Annotated in this window: 17 protein-coding genes; 8 read left to right on the forward strand and 9 right to left on the reverse strand. The window is 67.7% G+C overall.

Annotation, left to right across the window (positions count from 1 at the left end; all coding sequences use genetic code 11):
• Window positions 1-14: 14 nt before the first annotated feature.
• On the reverse strand, window positions 15-1,568 hold the full coding sequence (locus Q0632_RS03005) for an ABC transporter substrate-binding protein (RefSeq protein ID WP_298924187.1): 1,554 nt from the start codon (window positions 1,566-1,568) through the stop codon (window positions 15-17).
• 113 nt (window positions 1,569-1,681) lie between these two features.
• Between Q0632_RS03005 and Q0632_RS03010 the strand changes: the two genes are divergently transcribed.
• The 5 genes from Q0632_RS03010 to Q0632_RS03030 are packed head-to-tail and all read left to right on the forward strand — an operon-like array spanning window position 1,682 to window position 5,324.
• A complete protein-coding gene (locus tag Q0632_RS03010) occupies window positions 1,682-2,071 on the forward strand; it encodes a RidA family protein (protein WP_298924189.1) in 390 nt (129 codons plus the stop codon).
• A 7-nt stretch (window positions 2,072-2,078) separates the two neighbouring features.
• Entirely contained in the window at window positions 2,079-3,005 is a 927-nt protein-coding gene (locus Q0632_RS03015) for a sugar kinase (RefSeq protein ID WP_298924191.1), read from the forward strand.
• Window positions 3,002-3,910 (forward strand): 2-dehydro-3-deoxygalactonokinase, encoded by a 909-nt coding sequence (locus Q0632_RS03020; protein ID WP_298924193.1) that lies wholly within the window; start codon window positions 3,002-3,004, stop codon window positions 3,908-3,910. The genes Q0632_RS03015 and Q0632_RS03020 overlap by 4 nt, the downstream gene beginning before the upstream one ends.
• Window positions 3,907-4,545 (forward strand): 2-dehydro-3-deoxy-6-phosphogalactonate aldolase, encoded by a 639-nt coding sequence (locus Q0632_RS03025; RefSeq protein ID WP_298924196.1) that lies wholly within the window; start codon window positions 3,907-3,909, stop codon window positions 4,543-4,545. The genes Q0632_RS03020 and Q0632_RS03025 overlap by 4 nt, the downstream gene beginning before the upstream one ends.
• Window positions 4,542-5,324 carry an SDR family NAD(P)-dependent oxidoreductase gene (locus Q0632_RS03030; protein ID WP_298924197.1) on the forward strand — a complete coding sequence of 261 codons (783 nt, stop codon included), beginning with the start codon at window positions 4,542-4,544 and terminating at the stop codon, window positions 5,322-5,324. The genes Q0632_RS03025 and Q0632_RS03030 overlap by 4 nt, the downstream gene beginning before the upstream one ends.
• 464 nt (window positions 5,325-5,788) lie before the next feature.
• On the opposite strand, the gene Q0632_RS03035 is transcribed toward Q0632_RS03030, so the two are convergent.
• The 5 genes from Q0632_RS03035 to Q0632_RS03055 all read right to left on the reverse strand — a co-directional run bounded on the left by Q0632_RS03035 (window position 5,789) and on the right by Q0632_RS03055 (window position 11,826).
• On the reverse strand, window positions 5,789-6,064 hold the full coding sequence (locus Q0632_RS03035; protein WP_298924199.1) for a hypothetical protein: 276 nt from the start codon (window positions 6,062-6,064) through the stop codon (window positions 5,789-5,791).
• 1,166 nt (window positions 6,065-7,230) lie between these two features.
• Complete coding sequence (locus Q0632_RS03040) at window positions 7,231-8,670, reverse strand: NAD-dependent succinate-semialdehyde dehydrogenase (protein ID WP_298924201.1); 1,440 nt, start codon at window positions 8,668-8,670, stop codon at window positions 7,231-7,233.
• A gap of 89 nt (window positions 8,671-8,759) precedes the next feature.
• Window positions 8,760-10,157 (reverse strand): MATE family efflux transporter, encoded by a 1,398-nt coding sequence (locus Q0632_RS03045; protein WP_298924204.1) that lies wholly within the window; start codon window positions 10,155-10,157, stop codon window positions 8,760-8,762.
• Window positions 10,154-11,377 (reverse strand): MFS transporter, encoded by a 1,224-nt coding sequence (locus Q0632_RS03050; RefSeq protein ID WP_298924206.1) that lies wholly within the window; start codon window positions 11,375-11,377, stop codon window positions 10,154-10,156. The genes Q0632_RS03045 and Q0632_RS03050 overlap by 4 nt, the downstream gene beginning before the upstream one ends.
• Window positions 11,374-11,826: a MarR family winged helix-turn-helix transcriptional regulator gene (locus Q0632_RS03055; RefSeq protein WP_298924209.1), complete on the reverse strand. Its 453-nt coding sequence runs from the start codon at window positions 11,824-11,826 to the stop codon at window positions 11,374-11,376. The genes Q0632_RS03050 and Q0632_RS03055 overlap by 4 nt, the downstream gene beginning before the upstream one ends.
• A 51-nt stretch (window positions 11,827-11,877) precedes the next feature.
• Here Q0632_RS03055 and Q0632_RS03060 point away from each other — a divergent pair, with 51 nt between their 5' ends.
• Complete coding sequence (locus Q0632_RS03060; protein WP_298924210.1) at window positions 11,878-12,420, forward strand: PaaI family thioesterase; 543 nt, start codon at window positions 11,878-11,880, stop codon at window positions 12,418-12,420.
• Window positions 12,421-12,567: 147 nt separating this feature from the next.
• Window positions 12,568-12,873: an NIPSNAP family protein gene (locus tag Q0632_RS03065; RefSeq protein WP_298924213.1), complete on the forward strand. Its 306-nt coding sequence runs from the start codon at window positions 12,568-12,570 to the stop codon at window positions 12,871-12,873.
• 128 nt (window positions 12,874-13,001) lie between these two features.
• On the opposite strand, the gene Q0632_RS03070 is transcribed toward Q0632_RS03065, so the two are convergent.
• Together Q0632_RS03070 and Q0632_RS03075 are read right to left on the reverse strand one after the other, a co-directional pair.
• Entirely contained in the window at window positions 13,002-14,231 is a 1,230-nt protein-coding gene (locus Q0632_RS03070; protein WP_298924215.1) for an MFS transporter, read from the reverse strand.
• Window positions 14,232-14,307: 76 nt separating this feature from the next.
• Window positions 14,308-15,255, reverse strand: a complete 948-nt coding sequence (locus tag Q0632_RS03075) for an AraC family transcriptional regulator (protein ID WP_298924217.1) — start codon at window positions 15,253-15,255, stop codon at window positions 14,308-14,310.
• A 109-nt stretch (window positions 15,256-15,364) separates the two neighbouring features.
• On the opposite strand from Q0632_RS03075, the gene Q0632_RS03080 reads away from it, so the two are divergent.
• Window positions 15,365-16,222 carry an SDR family oxidoreductase gene (locus Q0632_RS03080; RefSeq protein WP_298924220.1) on the forward strand — a complete coding sequence of 286 codons (858 nt, stop codon included), beginning with the start codon at window positions 15,365-15,367 and terminating at the stop codon, window positions 16,220-16,222.
• Window position 16,223: 1 nt separating this feature from the next.
• Here the strand turns inward: Q0632_RS03080 and fghA are convergent, their stop codons facing one another.
• Window positions 16,224-17,090 carry an S-formylglutathione hydrolase gene (gene fghA, locus Q0632_RS03085; protein WP_298924222.1) on the reverse strand — a complete coding sequence of 289 codons (867 nt, stop codon included), beginning with the start codon at window positions 17,088-17,090 and terminating at the stop codon, window positions 16,224-16,226.
• Between the last annotated feature and the right edge of the window lie 5 nt (window positions 17,091-17,095).

Raw genomic sequence — 17,095 nt, forward strand, 5'->3', positions numbered from 1 at the left:
CGCCTCTGTGCTTTTTACTTGGCTAAGCCCGTGTTCCAGAAGAACGGCCAGATCGCGGGTGTGTAGCCCTCCAGCTTGGCCGAGCGGGCCGACAGGCTGTTGAACTTGCCCACCTCGATGAAAGGCACTTCGTCGTAGACCACCTGCTGCACCTTGGTCCACAGGGGACCGCGCTTGGCGATGTTGGCTTCCTGGTTGAAGGCCGAGAGGGCTTCCTTCTTGGCCGGCGTGTCCCACCAGCCAGGTGCGCCGTCGCCCAGTTGCGGCGGCGACAGCATGGGTTCGGGGAACAGGCCCGAGTGGGTGAAGTACACGTCCCAGAGCTTGGCGTCGTTGCGGCGCTGCACCAGGGTCGCCCAGTCGACCACCTGCAGCTCGGTCTTGAAGCCGGCCTTCTTGAGCTGCTCGGCCATCACCAGGGCCATGTTGTAGTGGAACTCGTACTGGCGGCTGGCCATGATGCGCACCGGCTGGCCGTTGTAGCCGGCCTTGGCGGCGGCCTCCTTGGCGGCCTGCGGGTTGCGCTCGTTGTACTGCTTCTCGCCGGCGCTCGAGTAGTACGGCGTGCCCTTGGGGAAGAAGTTGGACTCGACCACGAAGAAGCGGTTGTCGCCAAAGCCCGCGGCCAGCATCTCGCCAGAGCCCGTTGCCGTCTGCACCGCGCGGCGCAGCGCCTGCGAGGCCAGCACGCCTTCCTTGGTGTTGAAGACGATGTAGGGGAAGCCGAAGTTCTTGGTCATGATGGGCACGACGCCGGCGCCGGCCTTCTCGACGCGGCCGATGGCCTCCACCGGCAGCAGGTCGGCGTAGTGGAACTGGCCGGACAGCGAACCTTCGACACGGGTGTTGGCGTTGGGCACGGGCACGAAGCGCAGTTCATCCAGCAATGCTTCACGCTTGCCGGCGTAACCACTGGCCGGCTCCTTGCGCGCGCTGTAGCCGTCATGGCGCACCAGCACGGTGTACTGGTCGGGGCGGCGCTCCTTGAACTTGTAAGGGCCGGTGCCGATGAAGTCCTTGAGCTGGGGCGCGATGCTTTCCTTGGCCATGATGGCGGCCATGCCGCTGGGCAGGGCCAGCTGGGCCAGCAGCGGCGCGTAGATGTTTTTGAGCTTGATCTCGACGGCGTTCGGGCCCTTGGCCGTCAGCGAGGCGATCTCCTTGCCCACCGACTTGCCGCGCGGCGACAGTTCCATCCAGCGCTGCAGGGAGGCGACCACATCGTCCGACGTCAGGTCGCGGCCGTTGTGCAACTTGACGCCCTTGCGCAGCGCGATGCTGTAAGTCAGGCCGTCCTTGGACACCGTGGGCAGGGACTCGGCCAGCATGGGTGCGATGTTCCAGTTGGCGTCGAAGGTGAACAGCGGCTCGTAGACGTGCTGCATGATCGTGCCGACCAGGTCGGCCGTGGTGACCATGGGGTCCAGGCCCTGCGGCTCGGCGATCATCGCCAGGTTGGCGGCGCCGCCCTTGGCGGGCGCGGCCTGCGCTCCTCCAGGAACCGTTGCGAGACAGGCAGCCGCGGCAAGCGCAGCGAGGAAGGGACGCCGGGTCGGGAGGAATTGCATCGTGGCTCCTGAAGTAATAACATTACACGAATGAATCCTAATTCACGCTTTTTCAAAAGTCAAACGGGATTCATACCGATTTATCTGTAAATCTCTTACACCAAGGAAGCTCCATGTCCCAAGTTGAAATGCTCGGCCAATCGCCCCTGGCCTCCGACCGCCAGGCCCGCCCGCTGTCGCCCGCCACCCGCGCCGGCGACTTCGTTTTTGTCTCCGGCCAGGTGCCCACGGACGACCAGGGCCAGGTCATCGTCGGCGGCATCGAAGCCCAGACCCGCCGCGTCTTCCAGCGCGTGGAAGAAGCCCTGGCCCTGGCCGGCTGCACCCTGGCCGACGTGGCCAAGGTCAGCGTCTGGCTCAACGACGCGCGCGACTTCGGCAGCTTCAACCGGGTCTACATGGAATGCTTTGGCGACCATCGACCGGCCCGCTCCACGGTAGAGTCACGCCTGATGATCGATGCCAAGGTGGAAATCGACGTCACAGCCTACAAACCACGCTAGAACACGGATGACAACTGCCTTCGATGTGAGCGCTCTCGGCGAGGGCATGCTGGAATTCAACCAGACCCGGGCCGGCGAGCCCAATTACCTGCAGGGCTTTGGTGGCGACACCAGCAACGCCGCCATCGCCGCCGCCCGTGCCGGCGCGCGCACCGCCTACCTCAGCCGCGTGGGCAACGACAGCTTCGGCCGCGCCCTGTTGGAACTGTGGCAGCGCGAAGGCGTGAACACCCAGGCCGTGCAACAGGATGCGGCGGCGCACACCGGCATCTACTTCGTCACCCATGGCGCTAACGGCCACGAGTTCAGCTACATGCGCGCCGGCTCGGCCGCCAGCCGCATGACGCCGCAGTGGCTGGATGGCGAGGCCGCGCAAACCATCCGCGCCAGCCGCATCCTGCATGTCTCGGGCATTTCGCTGGCGATCTCGCCCACGGCATTGGCGACGGCATTGGCCGCGATGCAGATGGCGCGCGAGGCCGGCGTGCTGGTGTCCTTCGACTCCAATCTGCGGCTCAAGCTGTGGACGCTGGAGGCCGCGCGCGCCGGCACCGCCGCGGCCATGGCCGCATGCGACATCTTCCTGCCCAGCCTGGAAGACATCACGGCCCTCAACGGCATGACCGATCCCGACGCCGTGGTGGACTGGGGCCATGCCGCCGGTGCCAAGACCGTGGTGCTCAAGCTGGGCGGTGACGGCGCGCTGGTGAGCGATGGCAGCAAGCGCGAGCGCATCGCTCCGCGCCGCGTGCAGCTGGTGGACGCCACTGGCGCCGGCGACTGCTTTGCCGGCAACCTGCTGGCCCGCATGGCCGCGGGTGACGACGTGTTCACAGCCGCCCGCTACGCCAACGCCGCTGCATCACTCGCGGTGCAAGGCTATGGCGCTGTGGCGCCGCTGCCGCGGCCCGGCGACGTGAAGGCCGTGCTGTGAGCGAGCCGCTGGTCGCCGTTGACTGGGGCACGACCTCGCTGCGCGCCGCGCTGCTGGATGGCGATGGCCGCGTGCTGGCCGAACACGCTTCGGCGCAAGGCATCCTGGCCGTGCCGCCCGGCCAGTTTGCTTCTGTTTTGGCAGCAGCCTGCGCACAGTGGGAGCGCCCTGCAGGCCAGTTGGTCCTGATGTCGGGGATGGTGGGCAGCCGCCAGGGCTGGCAGGAGGCGCCCTACTGCCCCTGCCCCGCCGGCTTTGCCGAAGTGGCAGCGCAGCTGGCCTGGGTGCAGGACGCGCCGCCAAGCTTGCGGGTGGCCATAGCTCCGGGCCTGAGCTGCGAACAAGACGGCGTGCCCGACGTGATGCGCGGTGAAGAAGTGCAGGTCTTCGGCGCGCTGGACCTGCTGGGCCTGGACGGCGGCCTCTTCGTCCTGCCCGGCACGCACAGCAAATGGGTGCGGGTGCAAGGCCGCCGCATCGCGCACTTCGCCACCTTCATGACCGGCGAGGTCTATGCGCTGCTGCGCAAGCACTCCATCCTGGCGCGCACCATGGCGCAGGCCGACGGCGCGCTGGACACGCAGGCCTTCACCCGCGGCGTGGAGCATGCGCGCGCGGCCGGCAACCTGCTGCACGCCGCCTTCAGCGCACGCACCCTGTCGCTGTTCGGCCGCATCCAGGAGGCCGCCCTGCCCAGCTACCTGTCGGGCCTGGTGATCGGCGAAGAGCTGCGCTCTCAATCGCTGGACGCAGCCCAGGGCCCGGTGGTGGTGATCGGCTCCGACGCATTGACGGCGCGCTACGAACTGGCCTTGCAGTGCCTGGGCGTGCGCGCGCAGACCGTGGGCCCGCAAGCCACCTGGCGGGGCCTGTGGTCCATCGCCCAAACATTGGAACAAGCATGAGCCCCATCGAACAACTCCACACGGCCATGGCCAGCTGCCCGCTGGTCGCCATCCTGCGCGGCCTGCGCCCGGACGAGGCCCTGCCCGTGGGCCAGGCCCTGGTCGACCAGTGTTGGAGCCTGATCGAGGTGCCGCTGAACTCACCCGATCCGCTGGCCAGCATCGCCGCCCTGGCCAAGGCCTTTCCCCAGGCCCTGGTAGGCGCCGGCACGGTGCTGACGGTGCAGCAGGTGCGCGAGGTGCATGCCGCCGGCGGCCGCATGGTGGTCTCGCCCAACTTCAACGCCGAGGTGGTTCGCGAAAGTGTGAAGCTGGGCATGGCAAGCCTGCCCGGCGTGATGACGGCCAGCGAGGCCTTTGGCGCATTGGAAGCCGGCGCCAGCGGCCTGAAGATCTTCCCGGCCGAGATGGCCTCGCCGGCCGTTGTGAAGGCCTTGCGCGCCGTGCTGCCGCCCGAGGCCCTGGTGCTGCCTGTTGGCGGCATCAGCACGGCCAACATGGCTGCCTACACGGCCGCCGGCGCCAATGGTTTCGGCATAGGCTCGGCCCTGTTCAAGCCGGGCATGACGGCGGCGCAGGTGGGCGAAGCGGCAGCAGCATTCCGCTCTGCCCACGCGGGTACGATGCGCGTATGAACAGCAGCAACACCAGCATTTCCTTCGGCCTGGGCGGCCGCGTCTGCATCGTCACCGGCGGCGCGCAAGGCATAGGCGAAGCCTGCGCCCGCCGCTTTGCGGGCGAAGGCGCCAAGACCGTGATCGCCGACCTGGACGACACGCGCGGCCAGGCCCTGGCCAGCGAACTGGGCGCGCTCTATGTGCGCTGCGACGTGGGCGACAAGGCCCAGGTCGATGCCCTGGTCGCCAAGACCATCGCCACGCACGGCCGCATCGACGTGCTGGTGAACAACGCCGGCATCTTCAAGGCGGCGGATTTCCTGGAAGTGAGCGAGGAAGATTTCGACGCCGTGCTGCGCGTCAACCTCAAGGGCTCGTTCCTGGTGGGCCAGGCCGTGGCGCGCGAGATGGCCAAGGCAGGCAAGGGCAGCATCGTCAACATGAGCTCGGTCAACGGCACGCTGACCATCCCCACCATCGCCAGCTACAACGTCAGCAAGGGCGGCATCAACCAGCTGACGCGGGTGATGGCCCTGTCCCTGGCCGACAAGGGCATCCGCGTCAACGCCGTGGCGCCCGGCACCATCGCCACCGAGCTGGCCGCCAAGGCCGTGCTCACCAGCGAGGAAGCCAAGCAGCGCATCATGATGCGCACCCCCATGAAGCGCCTGGGCGAGCCCTCCGAGATCGCCGACGCCGTCGCCTACCTGGCCAGCGACGCCGCCAGCTACATCACCGGCGAGATCGTGGTGGTCGATGGCGGGCGCATGACGCTGAATTACACCGTTCCGGTTTAAAAACGCTTGTCATTGCGGGCTTGACCCGCAATCCATGGCGCCCTGCCCACATCCCCGTTCGGGCTGAGCCTGTCGAGCCCCTACGTGTCCTTGCCCTGGCCCGCGCCGGCCGGCATCCGGGCTGCGGCCTGACGGTCATCGTGCCGCCTGATCGGCGGCATTCCCTGTGACGCCCGGGAAACGCGTTTTCATTCTCTGGATGACCCGGTGCCGGTCGCCGGCGCATGCCCAACAGGCCGCAGCCCGGATGCCGGCCGGCGCGACATTGATGCTGGCGGCAGGCTTGCGGTGATTTGCAAGCTCTGTTGGTCTTGCTCGAGGTTCAAGACTCAATTTCAGTGCGAAATCGGCCTCTAGCCCCCGTGGAATGGACGCATCACGCTATGGATTTGGAAGCGATCAGTCTGCCGGGTGAACATGTCAACGAAAGCGATGCAAGCTCCACGTCCGTGTCGATTGACCTGTTAGACCGGGTTGGCACGTTGCTGGCTCCCACACAGGTATTTGGCCACGGCAGCGCCGAGGGGGCCATTGAGCTCCCAAACCATAAGCACATAGAACACGCCGCCATACAGCAGCGCAACTGCGCTCCCAGACCATGTCGGCAACCCAAGAGATACAGGCAGGAAGTTCACCACAGCAGTCGACGCGAGCATCAGGACAAAGACCATGCCGATGCGCACGAAAATCCAAGGATTGTGGGCACGCGCGGCCGCCAGAAGAATGCGAACGCGCGCCAAATAGCTCACTGACGAGAGCTGCGGAAGTTGAGAGGCTCGGAGGTACACGGTCTAACGTCGGACGTAACCGGCGACCAAGGAAAGGCGCGGCGCAGCCGCGGAACGGCTTTGGGCGTCCGCGTTGACGGACCTGTTAGGTGTCTTGCTCACGTTTGGCCTCGTGTGAAGGGCCTGAGACGGCGGTGGTGAAGTGATGATTTCCCCACCAAAAGGGGGGCATGGCGAAACCGCCGGCGAGGAGGAGAACTACGGCGAGCCCCGATAGCGAAACTACGATCCACCACGAGACAGAGCTGGCAAGGAAGACCGCAACCGCTCCGACAAGTCCGGCGGCCAGCGGCAGAACGAAGGCGAGATCTTTGCGCGCACTGGTCTTCACAGCTGACACCTAACGTAATGTAGACCGCAGCCCAAGACCTGAAACCCCGCAACTGCGGGATAAAACTGGGAGCCTGCTTGGCCTAACTGGTTGTCGCATTTGCATTTTTTTCCTCCCCTCCAAAAACCAGGTCCAATAAATCTGGACTTGAAACCCCGCAATTCCGAAGCTGACAGCCTGCGGGACAAATCACCCGATCAAGCCGCTGCTTTGGCTGCGTTCGCTCGGCCATGAGTCTGCCAGCCATGGTGGCAGCGGGCAAGCCGTTGGTGACTGCTGCTGGCCGGAAGCGAGCGTCGGGTCTACGCACATTCGATGCGGCTTGCAGGCCGTTTTTGGCCTGCAAGCCGCATGGGGTCTGCGTGACGGCATGGGGCTCACCCTATCCATCGCCAAGTCAGACACCGTTCTCCTCACGCAAAAGCCTGGCTGCTGAAACTTTGCGCCGAAGACGGCTTGCGCAATCAATGACGCCAGTAGACCGACCACTGCATGCACGCCAACAGCGTCCATCCCGCGCCGGCCGGCATCCGGGCTGCGGCCTGTTGGGCATGCGCCGGCGACCGGCACCGGTGGATCCGGAGCGCGAGGAATGTTTCCCGGGCGTCACAGGGAATGCCGCCGATCAGGCGGCACGATGACCGTCAGGCCGTAGCCCGGATGCCGGCCGGCGCGGGCCAGGGTGCATGCAAGGGCTTCGACAGGCTCAGCCCGAACGGGTGTGTGGGCAGGCCCAAAAAAAGCCGCCGACCTCACGGCCAGCGGCTCTTGCAGGAGCAGCTGAAGATCAGACGTTCATGATGCTCACGGCGCGGGCGTTCAGGTAGGCGTCCATGGCTTCCGGGCCGCCTTCCGAGCCGTAGCCGGAATCCTTGACGCCGCCGAAGGGCATTTCGGCCGAGGGCATGGCGGGCATGTTGACCCACAGCATGCCCACTTCCACCTTGCGCGCCAGCAAGTCGGCGTTCTTGAGCGAGCTGGTGAATGCGTAGCCGGCCAGGCCGAAGGGCAGGCGGTTGGCTTCGGCGATCGCGTCCTCGATGGTGTTGAAGCCGCGGATGGCGGCCATGGGGCCGAAGGGCTCGTCGTTGAAGACCTTGGCGTCCAGCGGCACGTCCGTCAGGATGGTGGGCTGCCAGAAGTTGCCTTCGCTGCCGATGCGGTTACCGCCGGCGGCCACAGTGGCGCCATGCTTGACGGCGTCTTCGGTGAACTCCGCCATCGCGGTCACGCGGCGCGGGTTGGCCAGCGGGCCCATGGTCGTGCCATCGACATCGCCGGCGCCGACCTTCAGGCCTTCGGTGTACTTGACCAGGGCGGCGGCGAAGTCCTTCTTGATGCTCTCGTGCACCAGGAAGCGCGTGGGCGAGATGCAGACCTGGCCGGCATTGCGGAACTTGGCGGCGCCGGCCGACTTGACGGCCAGGGCGATGTCGGCGTCTTCGGCGACGATCACCGGTGCGTGGCCGCCCAGCTCCATGGTCACGCGCTTCATGTACTTGCCGGCCAGGGCCGCCAGCTGCTTGCCCACCGGGGTCGAGCCGGTGAAGGTCACCTTGCGGATCACAGGGTGCGGGATCAGGTAGTTGGAGATGTCGGCGGGGTTGCCGTACACCAGGCCCAGCACGCCGGCGGGCAGGCCTGCGTCGGCAAAGGCGCGGATCAGTTCAGCCGGCGATGCCGGGGTTTCTTCCGGCGCCTTGACGATCATCGAGCAGCCGGCCGACAGGGCCGCGGCCATCTTGCGCACCACCTGGTTGATCGGGAAGTTCCAGGGCGTGAAAGCCGCCACCGGGCCGACCGGGTCCTTCAGAACCATCTGGCGCACGGACAGGCTGAAGCGCGAGGGCACGATGCGGCCATAGACGCGCAGGCCTTCATCGGCAAACCATTCGATGATGTCGGCGGCGGCCAAGGCTTCGCCCTTGGCTTCGACCAGGGGCTTGCCCTGCTCTTGCGTCAGCAGGGCGCCGATGGCACCGGCGCGCTCACGCATCAGGCCGGCGGCCTTGCGCATGATCTTGTTGCGCTCGATGGCCGTCATGTCGCGCCATTTTTCAAAACCCTTTTGCGCTGCTTCCAGGGCGCGGTCCAGGTCCACCGTGCTGGCGTGGGCCACGCGGCCGATTTCCTTGCCGGTGGCCGGATTGAAGACGGCCAGGCTCTTGCCGTCGGCAGCGTCTTGCCATTCGCCGTTGATGAAAAGTTGGGTGTTGGGGTAGCTCATGGTCGGTCTTCCTTCAGTGCAATGCGTGTTTCGATGCGTTGTTCGGGGCCCAGCCCGCTATTGTCCGACAAATTGACGACTAGGCTATTTCAGCGGGCGGCAAGGGCCGCCGGCCCACGCGGCCATCCCAGCGGGCCGAACCAGGCGCCACCGGCCACGGCCCAGGCGTTGATGAGCCCGTACAGCACCAGGGCCGCGGCCTGGGCCGCAAAAATCCAGTCCAGACCGCCGCCAAAGCGCAGGGCCAGCCAACCGCCGCCCGCCCCCACTGCCAGCCGCACCACGTTGCCCAGCAACGGCCAGGCCAGCTTGCCCGCGCCCTGCGAGGCAAAGTACAGGGCCAGGCCGAAGCCGAAAAAACCATAGGCCGGGCCGACGATCTGCAGATAGCGAACACCCGCATCCAGCATGGCCGGGTCGGCGCCGAACAGGCGCAGCCAGGCCTGCGGGAACAGGGCAGCCGCCAGGCCCACTGCCTCGCACAGCAGACCGGCGATGGCGGCGCCGATCCAGGTGGCGCGAAGCGCTCTTTCCTTCTGCCCCGCGCCAATGCTGGTGCCCACCATGGCCACCAGGGGCGCGCCCAGGCCGAAGACCATGGGCACCAGCAGGTACTCCAGACGCGATGCCGTGCCGTAGCCGGCAATGGCAGCCGGCCCCAGGTGGCCGACCAGGGCGGTGCAGATGCCGATGGTCAGGTTGGTGGCCAGGGCCGAGACCGTGGCCACCAGGCCCACGCGCAGGATGTCGCGAAACAGCGGCCAGCGCAGGCCCAGGCCACCCAGCACCGGCCGCAGCAAACTCCTGGGCGAGCGCAGGTAGGCGGCCAGGGCCAGCGTGCCCAGCGCGTAGTACACCAGCAGGGCGACGGCGCCGCCGGCGATGCCCAAGGCCGGCACAGGGCCCCAGCCGAAGATCAGCAGCGGCGACAGCGGCAGCAACACCAGCAGGCCGCCGCAAGTCACGTAGGCGGGCAGCGCCATGTTGCCGGTGCCGCGCACCACGGCCGCCAGCGAGTTGAACAGCCAGACCACGGCAGCGCCGGCGAAGACCCAGTTGGAATACACCAGCGCCGCCTGCAGCGAAGCGCCCTCGCCGCCCATCTGCCGGTACAGCGGCGCGCCCCACCACAGCAGGCCCAGGGTGAACAGGGCCGCAAAGCCCAGCGCCAGCACGATGGCGTGCACGGCCAGCGCGTTGGCGTCCTCGCGCTTGCGCGCGCCCAGGGCCCGCGCGATGGCCGAGGCGATGCCGCCGCCCATGGCGCCGGCCGACATCATCTGCATCATCATCAGCACCGGAAAGACCAGGGCCACGCCGGCCAGCGCATCCGTGCCCAGCTTGCCGATGAACCAGGTCTCGATCAGGCCGGCACTGGCCTGGGCCACCATCACCAGCACATTGGGCACGGCCATGCGCAGCAAGGTGGGCGCGATCGGCGCCTCCAGCAGCGCGCGCGTGCGCGGGTCGACAGCGGCAGCGTTCACGCGACCGCCGCTGCGGCCCGTGGCGGCAAGGCCGCCTCGCGGATCGGCAGATGCACCAGGGCGGCGCCCACAGCCAACACGATGTCGATGTACCAGACCCAGTCGTAGTTGCCTGTGGCCTCGAAGACCTTGCCGCCCAGGTACGCGCCCAGGAAACCGCCCAGCTGGTGGGTGAGCATGACGATGCCGAACAGCGTCGCCATGTTGGCCGGGCCGAAGAACTTGGCGACCAGGCCTGCCGTGGGCGGCACGGTGGACAGGAAGCTCAGGCCCATCACGGCCGCGAAGACCAGCACCACCGGCCCGGTCTTGGGCGCGAACAGGAAGACGGTGATGGCGATGGCGCGCACGGCATAGACCAGGGACAGCAGGGTCTTCATGCGCCAGCGGCCCACGGCCCAGCCCATGGCGACGCTGCCGATGATGTTGAACAGGCCGATCATGGCCAGCGACCAGCCCGCCCATTGCGTGGGCAGGCCGCAGGAGGCGATCACGCCCGGCAGGTGCGTGGCCAGAAACGCCACGTGGAAGCCGCAGACGAAAAAGCCCGCGCCCAGCATCAGGTAGCTGGGGTTGCGCAGCGCGGTGCGGATGGCTTCGCGCGTGCCCACCACCTTCTGGCCGGCGGGCGCCGACTGCAGCGAGTTGCCCTTGAGCAGGAAGGCTGCCGGCAAGGCCAACAGCACCAGCAGGCCCATGACCTGCATGGCGCTGGCCCAGCCTATGCCCACCATCAGCGCGGCGGCGATCGGCGCCATGATGAACTGGCCGAAGGATCCGCCCGCGTTGACGATGCCGGTGGCCAGGCCGCGCTTGTGCGCCGGCACCAGGCGCGTGGTCGCCGCCATCAGCACGGCCGGTCCCGCCATGCCGGCGCCGCCGGCCGACAACACGCCGATGGCCAGGATCAGGCCCAGGGTGGTGGTCATCAGCGGCGTGATGACCGTGCCGATGACGATCAGAACGACACCGGCAAACAGCACGCGGCCGGCGCCGATCTTGTCGGCCATGGCGCCGGCGAACGGCTGCGTGAGGCCCCACCAGAGCTGGCCAAAGGCAAAGGCCAGGCTGATGCTGCCCAGCCCCAGGCCGGTGGCCGTGTTCAGTGGCGACAGGAACAGGCCCATGGTCTGGCGCGTGCCCATGGTCAGGGCGAAGGTGCCGGCTGCGGCCAGCAGGACCAGCCACAAGGCCGTGGTTTTCTTGTTGGCGTCAGTCATTCAAATTCTTCCTCATCAACGGGCGAGAGCAGCCCCATGCATTCGTCGATCAGCGCGTGCAGTTGCACCACGCGCTGCGGCTCCAGGACGGTATTGATCTGTTCTTGCGCGACCCGCCAGCGGCGTTGCGCCTCCTGACGTTTTTCACGGCCCGCATCGGTGATATTGACCAGGCGGCTGCGGCCATCGGCACCGGCGTCCAGCGTCAGCCAGCCGGCGGCGATCAGGGGCTTGAGGTTGCGCGTGAGGGTGGAGGCCTCGATCTTCATCGCACGGGCCAGGTCGACGGGGCGGATGGGGCCCAGCTTGAAGACATGGGACAGCAGCGAGTACTGCGTGTTCTTCAGCCCGGTCTTGCCGACCTCGGCCTCGTAATAGCGCGCCACCCGCCGCGTCAGCTGGCGCAGCTTGATGTTGGTGCAGCCCTGGGGCTTGACGGTGGTGTCCATCTCGATTATTGTACATGCAACTGTTGCATATGCAAGTGTAGGAGGATTCAGATGGCGCAGGACAATCAACTGGAAGCCTGGCTGGCGCAGGAAAGCGAGGTGGTGGCCCGCATCCATGCAGGCGTGGGCGCAGGCGTGGCCACGCCGCAGATGGTGGCCGGCAAGAGCGGCATGGAGACCATGCAGGCCATGCTGCGCGGCGAGCTGCCCTACCCGCCGATCGCCAAGACATTGGACTTCCAGCTGCTGGAAGTGGACGAAGGCCGCGCGCTGTTCCAGGGCATTCCCGGCCCGGCGCACCTGAACCCCATGGGCGGCGTGCACGGCGGCTGGTACGCCACCCTGCTCGACTCCGCCCTGGGCTGCGCCGTCCACACCATGATGCCGCCGGGCCGCGGCTACACCACGGCCGAACTGGGCGTGAACCTGGTCAAGGCCATCAACATCGCCAAGACCACGCGCGTGCGCGCCGAAGGCAAGATCATCCACTGCGGCCGCCAGCTCGCCACCGCCGAGGCGCGCCTCTACGGCCCCGACGGCACGCTGTACGCGCATGCGACGACGACTTGTCTGGTGTTCGAGCTGCCCAAGTAGTTGTCATCCCGGACTTGATCCGGGATCCAGGCCCCTCCCCGTTCGGGCTGAACCTGTCGAAGCCCCCTGCATGCGCACTGGCCTGCGCCGGCCGGCATCCGGATGCATCGCTCTGGCAAACTCCGGAAACCACTTTCCCTGACTTTCATGATCACGTGCCACGTCAGATACGTCATTGATCCGTACAAGCTTGCGCAATTCGAGCACTACGCCAAGCTCTGGATTCCGTTGGTCGAACGCCTCGGTGGCAAGCACCATGGCTACTTTCTCCCGTCGGAAGGGGCAAACAACATCGCACTGTGCCTGTTCAGCTTCCCGAGCCTGACTGCGTACGAGGCCTACCGGACGGCGTCGAAAGAGGATGCAGGCTGCCAAGCCGCAGTCAAGTACGCTGAAGCGACACGGTGCTTTGTCTCGTCGGAACGAAGTTTCTTCCGGCCCGTATTCGATTGAAGGATGATCCTCGCTCTTGCTTCAAGCAGGAAAAAGCGCGGCGCATGAAGGGGTTCGGACACGCTCAGCCCGAACGGAAGTTGGCGTGCGGCGATGGATTGCGGGTCAAGCCCGGGATGACAGGCCGGTCAGGCCGCAGCCATCGGCAACGTTCTTAACTCCCGCAGCCGCGACGCAAAGATGATCGCGGCCTGGATGATGAAGCCGAGCAAGGCCAGCCACAAGCACGCTGCCTCACCGAGGCTCGCGCCAACCACACCACCGATCGCGGCGCCCACAGGCCGCGAGCCGGCATTCACCGTGAGGAAGATCGCCGACACGCGGCCCAGCATGGCGCCGGGGGTCAATGTCTGGCGCAAGGTGGTGGAGGTGATGGTCCAGATGATGGGGCCGGCGCCGAAGAAGAAGAATGCCAGGCCGGCCAGGGCGCCGTGCGGGACCGCCAGTGTGGCGACCATGGTGGACATCGCCACCACCGACACGGCGGGGCCGAACTGGATGGCGCGGCCGAAGGGCATCGCCGCCACCAGACGCGGCGCCAGCAGCGCGCCCACCACCATGCCGCCGCCGTAGCAGGCCAGGGTGAAGCCGATGGCGCTGGCGCTCAGGCCGAGGGCGCGCACCGCGTAGGACACATAGGCGGCCTGCAGCACGAACCAGGCGATGTTCCAGGCCACGCCCGTCAACAGCATGGGCCGCAGCATGGTATTGCGCCAGACGAAGCCGGCGCCCTCTTTCAGGTCCGCCAGCGGATGACGCGCCGCCGGCTGCGCGCGCTGGGGCTCGGCGATGCGCCAGAGCAGCACGACGGCTGCCACCGACAGCATGGCCGCCAGCACGAAGGCGCTTGCGCCGCCGGCCCAGGCGACCAGTGCGCCCGCCAGGGCTGGGCCACCGGCAAAGGCGGCGCTGCGCGCCAGTTCCAGCCGCCCATTGGCCTGGGCCAGGGCCTCGCGCGGCACCAGGGAGGGCACGAGGGCCGGCGCCGTCACCGTGAAGCCCACCGTGCCCACCGCGCCGAGGAAGCCCAGCACCGCCAGCAACGGCACCGACAAAGCACCCAGGGCCGTGGCCGCCAGCAGCGCCAGCAAGGTGATCGCCCGCACCACTTCCGACAACACAAGCAGGCGCTTGCGCGAGCTGCGGTCGGCCAGCAGGCCGATGGGGATGGACAGCAAGAGAAACGGCAAGGTCTGGGCCACGCCCAGGAAGCCGATCTGGCCGGGGCCGGCGCCCAGGGCCAGCACAGCGACGATGGGAACGGCGGCCAGGCTCAGTTGCTCGGCCGACTGCGCCGCCAGATTGGCCCAGGCCAGGCCGGCAAAGGAGCGGGGCAAGGCTGTTGTTGTTGTCGTCATGGCTGCATCATCGCCTGCGCGCCTGCAGCGGCTGGCCGTTTCCGGACCTGCATTCCACGCACCGGTCGCCTCCGGCTCACGCCGTCTGGAAGCGCCAGGGGTTCTGCCGCTGGTCCACGTCCAGCTGGCGGAATGCCTTGGGCGACAGGCCCACGGTGCGCTTGAACACCTTGGAAAAACTGAAGGCGTCCTGGTAACCCACGGCCGCGGCCACCGCCTCCAGGTTGCGGCTGCTCTCGGCCAGCAGCTTGACGGCGCGCTGCATGCGCAGCGTGCGCAGGTGGTTCAGCGGCGTGTCGCCCATGGCCGCGCGGAAGCGCTCCGCCAGCGCCGTGCGCGACAGGCCGGCGCTCTTGGCCAGTTCGTCCAGCGTCCAGGCATGGGCCGGGTCCCCGTGCATCAGGGCCACGGCCCGCCCCACCTGCGGGTCGCGCACCGCCTGGCTCCAGCCCGCCTGGGCCTGGGCGCAGCCCGTCATGACCTGGCGCAGCGCATAGGTGAAGACCACGTCGAACAGGCCATGGGTGACGATGTCGGCGCCCGGCGCCCCATCGCGGACCTCTTCGGCCAGCAGACTGGCCACCAGGGCCGTCGGGCCCAGGCGCGGCATCTCGGCGGCGCGCAGCACCGACCAGGCCGGCATCTCGGCAAAGAAGGGGTGCAGGGGCGTGTGCCAGAGTTGGTAGGCGCCGCTGAGCACGCGGGCCTGGGGCGGCAGCGCGGCATCGGCCGCCGGCTCGTAGACCCGGATGGTCTCGAGCTTCTGGCCGGCCAGGCTGGGGCGCGTGCTCAGCACGTGGTCGCAGCCGCGCGCCATCACCGCGATGTCGCCGCTTTGCAGTTCCAGCGGTTCGGGCAGCTGCGGCGCGTGCAGATAAACCGGCCCGCGCAGCACCAGGTGCAGGCCGATGCTGCGCTCGCAGGGGAAACGCAGGGCGCGCCTGTCCGTCAGCTCGCTCAGGTCGAGCAGGCGCCGCGACAGGCCGGCGTCGCCGAGGACGGAGCTGAGCAGGTCGGTGGCCATGGGAATCTGGATTTCAGGGACGATCAGACATGGATTTTGGACTTTTATCCATTTTACGTCCAGCCATTCGGACGCACCATGGACGCTTCACCCATTCGAAAGCAAGAACATGATCGTCGTCACCGGTGCCACAGGCCAGCTCGGCCAGCTCGTCATTTCCCAACTGCTGGCGCGCGGGGTGCCGCCCGCGGCCATCGTCGCCGCCGTGCGCAAGCCCGCCAAGGCCAGCGCCCTGGCCGCCCAGGGCATCACGGTGCGCGAAGCCGACTACACGCGGCCGGACACGCTGGGCCCGGCCTTCGCCGGTGCTGAACGTGTGCTGCTCATCTCGTCCAGCGAGGTCGGCCAGCGCCTGCCGCAGCACCGCGCCGTGATCGATGCCGCCCGCGCCGCCGGCGTGGCCCAGCTCGTCTACACCAGCATCCTGCGCGCCGACAGCTCGCCCCTGGGCCTGGCGCAGGAGCACCGCGAGACCGAGGCGCTGATCGCCGCTTCCGGCCTGCCGCACGCCTTGCTGCGCAACGGCTGGTACACAGAGAACTACCTGGCCAGCGTACCGGCCGCGCGCCAGCACGGCGTCTTCATCGGCGCGGCCGGCGAGGGCCGCATCGCCTCGGCCACGCGCGCTGACTACGCCGCTGCCGCAGCCGCCGTGCTGACCCAGCCCATCGCCGCCAAGCGCGTGCTGGAGCTGGCGGGCGACACGGCCTACACCTTGAGCGAACTGGTGGTGGAGCTGAACCGCCAGACCGGCGCCAGCGTGCGCTACCAGGACTTGCCGCAGAAGGACTTCGCCGCCGCATTGGAAGGCGCAGGCCTGCCGCCCGCCTTCGCCGGCCTGCTGGCGGATTCCGATGCGGGCGCGGCCCAGGGCGCGCTGTTCGACGGCAGCGGCACGCTCGGCGCGCTGATCGGCCGGCCGACCACGCCCTTGGCCGAGGCGCTCCAGCAAGCCCTGGCGGTTTGAGCTACTTGAAGCCCAGGCCCGCCAGGATGCGGGCGTGGTGGGCGATGTGGTCGGCCAGGAAGCTCTGGACGAAGTAGTAGCCGTGGTCGTAGCCGGCGTGGCGGCGCAGCTCCAGCGGCTGGCCTACCTGGGCGCAGGCCTGCTCGAAGAATTCGGGCTTGAGCTGCTCGTCCAAAAATTTGTCGTTCAGCCCCTGGTCGATGAGGATGCCCTCGGGATACGGCGCACTGCTGCTTGCCGCCATCAAGAGGCTGGCATCGTGCTTGGCCCATTCGTTCTTGTCCTCACCGAGGTAGCCGCTGAAGGCCTTGACGCCCCAGGGGCAGCGCGTCGGCGATGCAATCGGCGCGAAGGCCGAGACCGAACGGAAGACATCCGGATGGCGCAGGGCCAAGGTCAGCGCGCCGTGGCCGCCCATGGAATGGCCGCTGATGCCGATGCGGTCATCGGCGATGGGCAACTCCTTGACCAGCAGCGGCAGCAGCTCGCGCACGATCCAGCTTTCCATGCGCCAGTGTTTGGCCCAGGGCTGCTGCGTGGCATCGAGGTAGAAGCCGGCGCCGACGCCGAAGTCCCAGTCGGCGGACTCACCGGGTGCGTTGGCGCCGCGCGGGCTGGTGTCAGGCGCGATGAGGATGATGCCGGCATCGACCGCCAGCCGCTGCGCGCCGGCCTTCATCGCAAAGGTTTCTTCGGTGCAAGTCAGGCCGGCCAGGTAGACCAGGGCCGGCACCTTGCCCAGGGCCTTGATGCGCGGCTGGGGCGGCAGGAAAACCGAGAAGCGCATCGGCAAGCCCACCTCGTTCGAGGCATGGCTGTAGAAGCGCTGCTCGCCGCCAAAGCAGGCGTGGGCGCTGAGGAGTTCCATCGCCA

This window comes from uncultured Ramlibacter sp., assembly GCF_936925435.1.
GTDB lineage: Bacteria > Pseudomonadota > Gammaproteobacteria > Burkholderiales > Burkholderiaceae_C > Ramlibacter.

Excerpts from the sequence above, each read along its gene's own strand:
- Q0632_RS03065 (WP_298924213.1), top strand. The coding sequence starts at position 12,568 with ATGATCACGTGCCACGTCAGATACGTCATTGATCCGTACAAGCTTGCG.
- Q0632_RS03025 (WP_298924196.1), top strand. The coding sequence starts at position 3,907 with ATGAGCCCCATCGAACAACTCCACACGGCCATGGCCAGCTGCCCGCTG.
- Q0632_RS03070 (WP_298924215.1), bottom strand. The coding sequence starts at position 14,231 with ATGACGACAACAACAACAGCCTTGCCCCGCTCCTTTGCCGGCCTGGCC.
- Q0632_RS03055 (WP_298924209.1), bottom strand. The coding sequence starts at position 11,826 with ATGGACACCACCGTCAAGCCCCAGGGCTGCACCAACATCAAGCTGCGC.
- Q0632_RS03030 (WP_298924197.1), top strand. The coding sequence starts at position 4,542 with ATGAACAGCAGCAACACCAGCATTTCCTTCGGCCTGGGCGGCCGCGTC.
- Q0632_RS03010 (WP_298924189.1), top strand. The coding sequence starts at position 1,682 with ATGTCCCAAGTTGAAATGCTCGGCCAATCGCCCCTGGCCTCCGACCGC.
- Q0632_RS03005 (WP_298924187.1), bottom strand. The coding sequence starts at position 1,568 with ATGCAATTCCTCCCGACCCGGCGTCCCTTCCTCGCTGCGCTTGCCGCG.
- Q0632_RS03050 (WP_298924206.1), bottom strand. The coding sequence starts at position 11,377 with ATGACTGACGCCAACAAGAAAACCACGGCCTTGTGGCTGGTCCTGCTG.
- Q0632_RS03060 (WP_298924210.1), top strand. The coding sequence starts at position 11,878 with ATGGCGCAGGACAATCAACTGGAAGCCTGGCTGGCGCAGGAAAGCGAG.
- Q0632_RS03015 (WP_298924191.1), top strand. The coding sequence starts at position 2,079 with ATGACAACTGCCTTCGATGTGAGCGCTCTCGGCGAGGGCATGCTGGAA.
- Q0632_RS03075 (WP_298924217.1), bottom strand. The coding sequence starts at position 15,255 with ATGGCCACCGACCTGCTCAGCTCCGTCCTCGGCGACGCCGGCCTGTCG.
- fghA (WP_298924222.1), bottom strand. The coding sequence starts at position 17,090 with ATGGAACTCCTCAGCGCCCACGCCTGCTTTGGCGGCGAGCAGCGCTTC.
- Q0632_RS03040 (WP_298924201.1), bottom strand. The coding sequence starts at position 8,670 with ATGAGCTACCCCAACACCCAACTTTTCATCAACGGCGAATGGCAAGAC.
- Q0632_RS03080 (WP_298924220.1), top strand. The coding sequence starts at position 15,365 with ATGATCGTCGTCACCGGTGCCACAGGCCAGCTCGGCCAGCTCGTCATT.